Source organism: Streptomyces soli (assembly GCF_003999195.1).
GTDB lineage: Bacteria > Actinomycetota > Actinomycetes > Streptomycetales > Streptomycetaceae > Actinacidiphila > Actinacidiphila soli.
In genome coordinates, this window is record NZ_RJVR01000151.1 from 1 (window position 1) to 8874 (window position 8874).

The window sequence follows — 8874 nt, forward strand, 5'->3', positions numbered from 1 at the left end:
AAGCGGATCACGCTGAGCCCCTGCCGGATCGGCAACATCGCACGAGCGGCACTCGTCCTCAACGGAATTTGGAAGTGATCACCGCCGAGAAAACCTCAGTGGACTCGACAGAGCAGTTCCCAACATTAAGAAGGCGGAAGTTGTGCGCATCACTATTGACTCGCAGGATCCCCTGGAGCACGTCTTGCGAGTTGTCAGCGCCGTGTACGGGCGCACGCTAACCGTCGAGGAGGAGCCCGCGCAGCCTGCCTCGAGCCCCGTCCCGGAGCAGCAAGAGGAGGTCCAGGCGCCGCAGGAGGTGCCCGCGGAACCGCAGGCTGGGCCGCAGGAGATCCGTGAGACTCAGCCGGAGCAGGAGGAGAACCAGGAACCGCAGGCGGACCTTCCCCAGCCTGACCAACCGCGTGCCCGCGGACGCAAGACGGCAGGGACGGGGCGCGCCCGCAAGTCGGCCTCTGCTCCGAAGGCGGCTCCTGCCGCCGAAGCCGGCGAAGCTGGCGTAAAGGGCCGGGCGAGCAAGAAGGCCGCTACGGGGAAGGCGGCGTCCACTGCGACGGCGGCCCCCAGCGCAGAGGCAGTCCCCGCTGCGGAAGCCGCGGGAACCGGCGTAAAGGGCCGGGCGAGCAAGAAGGCCGCTGCGGGGAAGGCGGCGTTCACTGCGACGGCGGCTCCCAGTGACGAGGCGGCTCCCGCTGCGGAAGCCGCGGGAACCGGCGTCAAGCGCCGGACGAGCAAGAAGGCCGCTTCTGCGAAGGCAGCTCCCAGTAGTGAGGAGGCGGCCTCCGTTGAGGGAGCCGGCAGGGCCCGTAGGACGCGCCGGACGAGCAAGGCGACTGCCTCCGCTGGCGGTAACGGAGGCGTCCCTGCGCAGCGCAGCTTGGCGCAGGTAAGGGCTTGGGCGCGGGAGAACAACAAGGAGGTCAGCACGCGAGGCCCAATTCCCGCCGGATTGATGGCCGCCTACGACGAGGCCCACGCCTAAAGTCTCGCGCCCCGAGCCCTCGTCAGCCACCACATGTCGACCATCTTTGAACCTGCCGGCGGATCCGGTGTCACGGACGATGTATCAGCCCGGCGAGCTGGCCCAGGGTCATTCTTCGTGCTCGGCCGCGTCGGTGCTGCTGCGCTGGTTGCGGGCTTCCTTGACGGGGCGCTCCCATTTCCAGGCCGGCTCGTTGTGTCGGTCCGCGAGCTCGGCGGCGACGCCGCGGCGGTAGCCGCCGATCTCGCGCAGGTAGTCCAGGGCGGTGTTGATGCGTTGCTCGGTCTGGGGCTTGCGGTCGCGGTGCTGTGGGCCGGCGGGTCGCCCGGCGGTGCCGGTGTTGTCGCCGGTGCGTTTGCGGTCGAAGTCCTGCAGATCGGCGCGGTGGAAGGTGGGGATCTGCCGTCCGGTGGGGCCAGCGACGGTGCCGGCCGGTTCCGGGAAGTAGCCGGGGTTGGCCTTGAGGTACTTGCGGATGACGCCGGGGCCGGCGAAGTGGAACCACTGCGCTGCCTGGTTGATGGAGATCCGCTCGTCGGCGTCGCCGTCGTACAGCGCCGGGTCGGTGGGGAGCACCTTGCTCTTCTTGCGTTCCTGCAGGCCGGCGTAGAAGGCCTCGAACTGCTCCTGGTCGTAGAAGTCGACCCGCTCGATCGTCACCGCCTTGTCCGGATGGCGCGCGACAGGCGTGGGCGTGCCCTCGGCGCCGGTCTCGAGGTTGGCGGGCACCTCGTCGCGCTTGGCGTACCAGAGGCCGACAGTGACGCGACTGGCCCCGGTGTGCTCGACCATCCAGTCGCGGTTGACCACGGGACGGCCGTTGAAAATGCGGACCTGGGGGTTGGGCTGCTTGGCCATGGTGGGGGACCTCCGGAGAGCCTGTAGGTGCGACTGCAAGTACGGGCAGGCGAGCTGCCCGTAGAATGGAGGCACTCCTTCCTTGGTGGGTTGGAGTACCGATGGCCGGTGAGACGTTCGGTCGGGGTTGCCGCCCCGGGCCGAAACCTTCTTGGAGGTGCCTCTCGCCGGCCATCAATGCGTGCGCCCGTCGGCCAAAAGCGACAGTTATAATAATGCTCTATTCGGGCTCCGGGTGTCAATCGCGGTGCCGCCGGCCCCGCCCGGCAATCGGTGGGAAGTGCCACCCTCATGCCGGCCCTGACGTGTAGTGGGTGGGCTGGGGCGGATCGTTCGGGCCCACCTTGAGCGGTACGTCTACGGGGCCATCCGGACGGGCTGGGGCAGGTGCCGGTATCCGTCACCGATGATCGCGTGGCCGTCGGCGAACAGGACGGCCTTGACGAACTGGACCTCGTCGCCGGCTTGCAGGTGCAGGGTGACCGTGTCACCGGTGAACGCGTCGCGGGCGTCCGGCAGAAGGCGGGTGGTCAGTGCGAGGGTGTGCCCCGCATGTCCTCGGTGGTGCCGTGGATGACGGGGTAGTTCACCTGATTGACCGTCAAGCGGACCAAACAAGATCATCTAGTGCCCGGTGTGGCGTGCTGGCTAGTGCGGCCCCGGGTAAGGATCAAGCGTCGTTGTCCTCGGCTACGAACGTACCGCGCTGCGGGACCACGAACAGCGTGCCGTCCTCGACCAGTACAGCGATTGCCCGCCGGACGGTAGAGCGCGCAAGTCCGTACTGCTGCACCAACTGAGTCTCCGACTGGATCGCGCGGCCGGGCGCCCAGTCGCCACGCTGGATGCGCGCACGCAGGATCTCGGCAAGCTGCCGATACGGCGTAAGCGGCGCCCCGGGATCAATCTCGGCGTCCGGATCAATGACCATGCTTCGAAGCTAGGCGCGGGCATACGTAGCGGCATCTTGAGATACGTCTAGAGACGTATCGATACAAGGCGGTACAGTCGGTGATCTGAACAACAAGGACCCCGGCGACAGCGCGAACTGTCCCGGGGCGTGGCCGATCACGTGAGAGGTGACCGACATGCGAACCGTAGTCGAATGGCTCTTGGGCCTCCTACTGCCAGCCAGCGGAACGCGCCGTGCCGACGCAGCGCGGACCGTCCGGTCGGAACCGAGCCACCCACTGCCCGACCGACCCCGCCCGCTGGTCGTGATCGACGGCCACGCGACGCCGCTTGTGAGGCCCTATCTCGTCCAGCACGAGAGGGAACGCGAACGGCAAGCACAGCGGGAAAGGCGTACGGCGCTCGTGCTGGCTACCGCCGGAATCGACTACCAGGGGTTGAGCGCGTGAGCCGCCTACGGCGTCTGCCTTTCAACGACCCCGAGGGAAAGCCCGCCTTCCTCGCCACCGACAACCCCGACGGCTTCCTGTCCCGGCTTGACGACAGTGCAGAAGCTCAGCAACTCCAAACCGGTGTGGCGGTCCTCTCGCTGGCGCGCGACATGCTCAACAGCCCGGAGTGCATGAGCGCAGACGAAATGTTCTTTGTGACGCGCCGTCTGGCGGAATGCCTCGCCGACGCGCTGCGTATCGCGGAATCGCGGGGTGAGAGGCTGTGAGCGAGGCTGAGCGGCCACTCCTCACACTGCGCGTATCGCGAGACAGCGGGAAGACCTATGGGCCAGCGAGGACGTGCAGCAGTGACGACGCGCTAGAGCCGCTGCGAACGAGCGTTTGGCCGCCGTGCCGCTGTGCCCGCTGCACATCTCGACAGCGATCCTAATTCTTCAGGCCGCACCGGCGCCTGACCTCGGGAATCGGGGCTGGCGGTGTCCTCCTCGGCCTGCCCGTTCTCGAGGTCCTCGAGGACCTCGTCCGGTTCGTCGGCGACGCGCACGGGTCGGGGGTTGGGGAACACCGACGTGAGCGCGGCCGAGCGGTATCGGGCGCTGAAGAGCTTGGAGGTGGGCCGTTCGAAGCGGTCAGCCGGGCGGGCCGGCAGACGGCCGTCGGCCGTCTGGTAGAAGACCACATTGACCTCCTTCTCCAGCCAAGAGGGGACGTGCAGCCATCACCACGGGGTCGAGTACTGGTACCAGTAGGCACCCGTGAAGCGGCGCCCCACCCGCGCGTATCGGGGTGGGGGCGCCGTGTCGTGTGGGCTGGCCCGCCCGGTCAGGTGAGGGGCTGGATCTGCCGGACGGCGATGCGCTTGGCGTCTTCATCAACTTCGAGGAGGCAGCGGCCGCGGCCGTCGGCGTATTCGAGGATGCGACAGTACGGGAGGAGCGGCATCTCGGGCAGCGCCTGGGGGTCGGTGGCCGCGGTGGTGAGTGCCTCATCGAGGGAGCGGCGGGCCCACGCGGGAAGCCGCTGGTAGGTGTCGGCCGCATCACCGGCGGCGAGGTCGATCTCGTAGGGCACCCACCCAGCTTAGGGGCGGAGAGCGGGGGCGATGGTCCGAATCTCCTCGTCGGCCAGCATGTGGGGACGCTGTGCTCGGCCGGCGTGTTCGTCGGCGATGCGGGTGGCCATGGTGACGATGGCGGGGTCGGCGAGGGCGCGGGCCCGGACGTCCCAGTCGGCGAGGACTTTGCGGATTTGGTCGAGGCCGGCGCGTTCGATGTCGTCTTGGAACGCCTGGCGGTGTTCGGCGGGCAGGGCAGCGCGCACGGTGCGGATGGTCGGCTCGGGCCGTGTGGGGTACCCGGCGTCCGCTGTTTGGGCGCTCATGCAATCCTCCGAGTGGATTCACCAGTCGTGATTTAGAGCGTAGCGGTAGTGCGTGAATCCGGTAGTACCGGTGCGGTGGATTCCCTCCCATGTGGCCTATCCCGACTCCGGCCCTATCCCCACTTCCCGCAGGCTGCCCCTATGCGCGCTATCTGGTCGGGTCACGTCGCATTCGACCTGGTCAGCGACGGAGGAGCACGATCCAAGCCCCCGCACCCGGAGCCTGCGGGGGACCCAGCCCGGAGACGCTCTGGTCGCTGCCGCACACAAAAACGGTCTCACCGCCCATGCGGGCAGTGAGACCGTTTCCAGGACCGAAGAAAAGGTGGCCTCCCGGCGCCCGTGGTCCCGCCGTCATCGGGCATATTGCGCAGATCGGCCCGCGCTACCGGTCCCGGCGGCTCGGTTCCCGTATGCGACGTGCCCAGCGAGGGGGTGGGGGAGGTGGTGCCCTTCCTGGACAGAGTCCAGTGCGGCGGGTGTGACTGCTGCGGGGCCGAAGCGGGCTCGGGCGCGGTCGGCGGCGGCCTCGATCTGGCGGGCTTTGTCGTCGGCGGGGTCGAGGGTGAGCTGGTGGTGGGCGTGTTCGGCGGGGGAGGGATCAGGCGCATCACCTGGTCGGCGGCGTCGGCGACCTGCGCCAGCCCCTCCACAGCAACGCGCGCCCGCAGTTCGTCCAGGCGCCGGAGGCTTCCAGCGCCGCGACGATCGGCCCGTAGCCATGGCCGCCTGTCCAGACCCCAGGCATTCTGCAACCGGTGCAGAGCGCTCTGTAGATGTGCGATGAAGTTTGCTAGTACGCGTGGCGGCGCGGCTCTTGGACCTGCAGCAGATGGCTGGCCTGCAGTTGGCTGACTACCTGCAGATGCTGGCATGCAACTGCTCGCGGAGCGCCTGCCGGTTCCACCAGGGCCCCAGCAGAGCTGTCCCGCCGGTCAGCGCACCGCCTGCCACCCATAACGGTCAGGTCATCCTCCCGCATCGGGCGGCATGCCCCATACGGGGCGGAACTGCACCATGTGCCGCAGTGGGTGGTGTGCGAAGTGACGTTGCGGCGGCCGTGTCCGCCGGCCGTGCGGCTCGTTGACCCACACCCCGGGAAGGTATCCCTATTTTAATCGGAGCTAGGGTGTAGATCATGGCTGGACGACCGTCGACTGACCTCTTGCAGCACCAGTACGGTGCGCGGCTGGCCGCACGGCTGCGCTCCCTGCGTGAGCAGGAGGGATTGAGCCGCGCGCAGCTCGCCGAGGCGACTGGTGTCTCGGTGCGGACACTGGAGCGGATCGAGACGGCAACCACGGCCGCCCCGGGCCTGTTCACCGTCGCAGCCCTGGCCGACGCGCTCGGCGTCTCGCTCGACGAACTGGTCGCTCACGCCCAGTCAGGCAGCGCGCCGGGGATCGTTTCGGCGGGCTACGAAGGCCGCAGCATCGACCAGTTCGTGCAGGAACTCACCGACAACGGTGTGGCAACGGTCGCGGACGTGAGGCTGAACGCGATCAGCCGCAAGGCCGGCTTCAGCAAGAAACGCCTGACCGCAGCGCTCGCCGAAGCGGGCATCGGCTACCGGCACCTGCCGGCGCTGGGCAACCCCAAGGACAACCGACCCCCGTTCTGGGAGGGGCGCACCGCCGAGGGGCAGGCGGTCTTCCGCCGTCTGCTGACGCAAGAACCCGCCCCCGGCGCGCTGGACGAGCTTTTCACCCTCGCCTCGCGGCAGACCGTCGCCGTCCTGTGCTTCGAACAGGACGAGGAACGCTGCCACCGCAAGGTCATCTGCGACATCGCCCGCACCGACCGCGGTCTCACAGTCGACGCCCTGTTGCCGTGAGGCCGGGATCTAGAACAACTGCATGTGGTCCATGATCCCGCGCGGTGGGTAGAACGCGCCCAGGAGCATGAACTGCTTGGGCCGCTTGTGGAGGTTTCCGGCGAAGAAGTGCACATCCCGCTTCGGGCCGGCGATGTCGATGAACCACTTCTCGCGGATCTTGTCCTCCAGCACCTGCGGCGGGTACCGGTGCCGCCACCTCAGGTAGGCGGCACCGGCCTCCCAGTCCAGTAACCCGATCTCGTGGCCGCCGCACTCCTGATCGGTGCAGCGGAAGCGGTACACGAACCGGTACGGCAGCGCCTCCAGCTTGCGCCGCTCAGGGTCGAAGATGTTCATCTGCGAGGCCATCATCTCCTGCCAGTCCGAGCGCTCCTCGGCCTTGACCAGCTTGAAGCCGGTCACCTTCCCGGGGCGGAACACCCCCAGGGACGTCCCAATGTCCTTCTGGTCGCGTTTGATCTGGCACAGCGACCCCGCGACCAGCGGGCGCACCCACTGCGCGCGCTGCTTCCACTCGCCGTCGCTGGGCACATGCCCGACGACCCGCAACGTCGACAGGTCAGGCCTCCTGCTCTCCGGCCGGTCGTCCCGCGCATGACCGCTGACGTCGACCTCGACCAGGTCGTACTTGTGGAATTGCTGTGCCTGTTCCAGGTCCCGGAACGGCACCGGGAACAGCCGCACATGCTCTGGGTGCGGCGTGTCCACCCGGATCCCCGCTACGCACACCGTCTCGTTGTACTGCCGGGATACCGTCGGATACGCCTTGACTGTGATCATCACCCGGATCCGCTGAACGCCCACCAGACCCCACCCCCTCGCCCGCACATGCGTCGACCATCCGAGGATCAGCCCAGGACGATGCCAGCGAAAGAGGGCGATGGCTGACGAACTCGGTCACGGAGCCGTGGGATCAGGCGGCGCACGACCTGCCCGATGCGCCCTTTGGCTGTCCCGGGTACGAGCTTGGCACCGTGGAGGTCTTGCAACGAGGCGTGCGGGTCGTCAGCGGACTCGCGGCGGCCTCGCCATGAGACGGCGTCCGGCGCCTCCGCCGCGCCCGCGAGGTACTTGAGGTGCAGTTGAGGGCCATGAACCCGCCGCGGTCGACCGACGACCTCGCCGACTACGCCGCCAAGCTGGGCGCGAAGGAGCGCGACCTGTCCCAGCTCGTCGGCTCCGGCGTGGTCGGCGCGGACGGTGGCCGGGGCCTTCCCGGTGGTGCCGGTGAACCTCGCGCAGATGTTCCTGGCGGGGCTCCGACACCCCGGCACGGACACCGGCCAAGGCCCTAGCCGTCGCCCGCGCCGCCGTGGAGGCAGAGGCCCTGCCCGACGGGAAGACGCTCGCCTGGATCGAAGACGACGTCGCCCAGGTGCGATGGGGGAGCGGCGGTCGCCCCCTTCGGCAGCCTCTCACCGAGGTGAGCCCCGGCGTGCGGCACCCGCGCCCGGCTTCCGATCCCGGTATGGAACGTCATCGTCGGTGGGTCAGAGCCGCCGGGTTGGGGATCCGTGGGTTGAAGACCCAGACACCTTGTGAGTGGGTGGCGCCCATGACCCGGCCGGACTCGCGCAGCCACGGGTTCGCCCTCTGGAAGGGTGCGAAGTTGTCGTTGGAGACGATCACGCCGCCCACCTCCTCGGCGATGCTGATCACCAGGGCGTCACCGACCCCTTCGGTGCCGGCCGGGGGCTGCACGACCTTACCCGCGGCGATGGCTGCCTCCACCTGGGGCTTCTCGTCCTCGGACACGTCGTGCCGGAGTGTGGCGTCGACGACGACGTGGATGTCGCGGTCAGGATGCTTGAACCGCAGGGACCGGATGGCCGCTTCGAGCGCGGTGAAGCTCGGCTTACCGCCCGCGGCGCGTGGCGGACGTCCGTTCCAGGCCAGGTTCGAGCCGTCCACGACCAGGGGCGCCGTCTGTCCGCGCAGGGCCGGCGCCGCGGTCTTGGTAGGTGCCGCCGGTGCGGGGGCGGGCGCCTGCCGGGCGGCAGCACGGGGGCGGGAGGCGCTGCCCGCCGCGGGGGCCGGATCCTGGTGGGGGTGTGTCGGCCTGGGTGCCGTGCGGCCGGTGGGGCGAAGGGCGAGCAGACGGTCCAGTTCCTGTTTCACCTCCGGCAGGACGTTGCCGTCGCCGAACACCTTCACCTCACCGTCGAGGAGGACCTGCCCGGTCTTTTGCAGGGTCGCCTTGACGGTGAGGAGCCCCTCTTTGCTGTAGGTGTATTCCAGGTCGAAGACGCCGTCCTCGGCGCTGCACCTTTGCGGGTAGGTCAGAACGAGATCGGTCAGCTTGACATTGTCCAGGTGATCGACGGGACGGTCCGGGACCCCCTCCCACACCTCCACGGATGCTCCTATGGTTGTCAAGCCGCAGGAGCGAGGTTGGTTTGAGGGATTCGTTCTGTTGGTGTGGTCGTCAGGGCTCGGTAGACCTCGCGGGCGAC

General features: G+C 68.5%; 12 protein-coding genes. 4 read left to right on the plus strand and 8 right to left on the minus strand.

Going from position 1 to position 8874, the window contains the following annotated elements; all coding sequences use genetic code 11:
• Positions 1-298 precede the first annotated feature (298 nt).
• The gene (locus tag EFK10_RS53235; RefSeq protein WP_407647072.1) at positions 299-982 is read left to right on the plus strand and encodes an Lsr2 family DNA-binding protein; all 684 of its coding nucleotides are present in this window, start codon (positions 299-301) and stop codon (positions 980-982) included.
• A gap of 108 nt (positions 983-1090) precedes the next feature.
• Here the strand turns inward: EFK10_RS53235 and EFK10_RS13435 are convergent, their stop codons facing one another.
• From EFK10_RS13435 to EFK10_RS13445, 3 genes are all read right to left on the minus strand, one after another.
• On the minus strand, positions 1091-1840 hold the full coding sequence (locus tag EFK10_RS13435; protein ID WP_127355941.1) for a hypothetical protein: 750 nt from the start codon (positions 1838-1840) through the stop codon (positions 1091-1093).
• Between the two features lie 357 nt (positions 1841-2197).
• A complete protein-coding gene (locus tag EFK10_RS13440) occupies positions 2198-2464 on the minus strand; it encodes a hypothetical protein (RefSeq protein ID WP_127355942.1) in 267 nt (88 codons plus the stop codon).
• A 46-nt stretch (positions 2465-2510) separates the two neighbouring features.
• A complete protein-coding gene (locus EFK10_RS13445; protein WP_127355943.1) occupies positions 2511-2771 on the minus strand; it encodes a GntR family transcriptional regulator in 261 nt (86 codons plus the stop codon).
• 426 nt (positions 2772-3197) lie between these two features.
• Here EFK10_RS13445 and EFK10_RS13455 point away from each other — a divergent pair, with 426 nt between their 5' ends.
• Positions 3198-3470: a hypothetical protein gene (locus tag EFK10_RS13455; RefSeq protein WP_127355945.1), complete on the plus strand. Its 273-nt coding sequence runs from the start codon at positions 3198-3200 to the stop codon at positions 3468-3470.
• 92 nt (positions 3471-3562) lie between these two features.
• Here the strand turns inward: EFK10_RS13455 and EFK10_RS47370 are convergent, their stop codons facing one another.
• The 3 genes from EFK10_RS47370 to EFK10_RS13465 form a co-directional block, all read right to left on the minus strand.
• Positions 3563-3883, minus strand: coding sequence for a hypothetical protein (locus tag EFK10_RS47370; RefSeq protein WP_164835975.1), 321 nt, complete (start codon positions 3881-3883; stop codon positions 3563-3565).
• Positions 3884-4026: 143 nt separating this feature from the next.
• On the minus strand, positions 4027-4275 hold the full coding sequence (locus EFK10_RS13460) for a hypothetical protein (protein WP_127355946.1): 249 nt from the start codon (positions 4273-4275) through the stop codon (positions 4027-4029).
• A 9-nt stretch (positions 4276-4284) separates the two neighbouring features.
• Positions 4285-4584, minus strand: coding sequence for a hypothetical protein (locus tag EFK10_RS13465; protein WP_127355947.1), 300 nt, complete (start codon positions 4582-4584; stop codon positions 4285-4287).
• Positions 4585-5722: 1138 nt separating this feature from the next.
• Between EFK10_RS13465 and EFK10_RS13475 the strand changes: the two genes are divergently transcribed.
• The gene (locus EFK10_RS13475; RefSeq protein WP_127355949.1) at positions 5723-6418 is read left to right on the plus strand and encodes a DUF488 family protein, N3 subclade; all 696 of its coding nucleotides are present in this window, start codon (positions 5723-5725) and stop codon (positions 6416-6418) included.
• Positions 6419-6427: 9 nt separating this feature from the next.
• Here EFK10_RS13475 and EFK10_RS13480 read toward each other — a convergent pair whose 3' ends face one another.
• Positions 6428-7201 carry a hypothetical protein gene (locus EFK10_RS13480; protein ID WP_127355950.1) on the minus strand — a complete coding sequence of 258 codons (774 nt, stop codon included), beginning with the start codon at positions 7199-7201 and terminating at the stop codon, positions 6428-6430.
• 311 nt (positions 7202-7512) lie between these two features.
• On the opposite strand from EFK10_RS13480, the gene EFK10_RS13485 reads away from it, so the two are divergent.
• Complete coding sequence (locus EFK10_RS13485; RefSeq protein ID WP_127355951.1) at positions 7513-7716, plus strand: hypothetical protein; 204 nt, start codon at positions 7513-7515, stop codon at positions 7714-7716.
• 181 nt (positions 7717-7897) lie between these two features.
• Here the strand turns inward: EFK10_RS13485 and EFK10_RS13490 are convergent, their stop codons facing one another.
• Complete coding sequence (locus tag EFK10_RS13490) at positions 7898-8776, minus strand: NYN domain-containing protein (protein WP_240677200.1); 879 nt, start codon at positions 8774-8776, stop codon at positions 7898-7900.
• Positions 8777-8874 lie beyond the last annotated feature (98 nt).

Excerpts from the sequence above, each read along its gene's own strand:
- EFK10_RS13440 (WP_127355942.1), bottom strand. The coding sequence starts at position 2,464 with ATGATCTTGTTTGGTCCGCTTGACGGTCAATCAGGTGAACTACCCCGT.
- EFK10_RS13480 (WP_127355950.1), bottom strand. The coding sequence starts at position 7,201 with ATGATCACAGTCAAGGCGTATCCGACGGTATCCCGGCAGTACAACGAG.
- EFK10_RS13435 (WP_127355941.1), bottom strand. The coding sequence starts at position 1,840 with ATGGCCAAGCAGCCCAACCCCCAGGTCCGCATTTTCAACGGCCGTCCC.
- EFK10_RS13475 (WP_127355949.1), top strand. The coding sequence starts at position 5,723 with ATGGCTGGACGACCGTCGACTGACCTCTTGCAGCACCAGTACGGTGCG.
- EFK10_RS13445 (WP_127355943.1), bottom strand. The coding sequence starts at position 2,771 with ATGGTCATTGATCCGGACGCCGAGATTGATCCCGGGGCGCCGCTTACG.
- EFK10_RS13485 (WP_127355951.1), top strand. The coding sequence starts at position 7,513 with ATGAACCCGCCGCGGTCGACCGACGACCTCGCCGACTACGCCGCCAAG.
- EFK10_RS13465 (WP_127355947.1), bottom strand. The coding sequence starts at position 4,584 with ATGAGCGCCCAAACAGCGGACGCCGGGTACCCCACACGGCCCGAGCCG.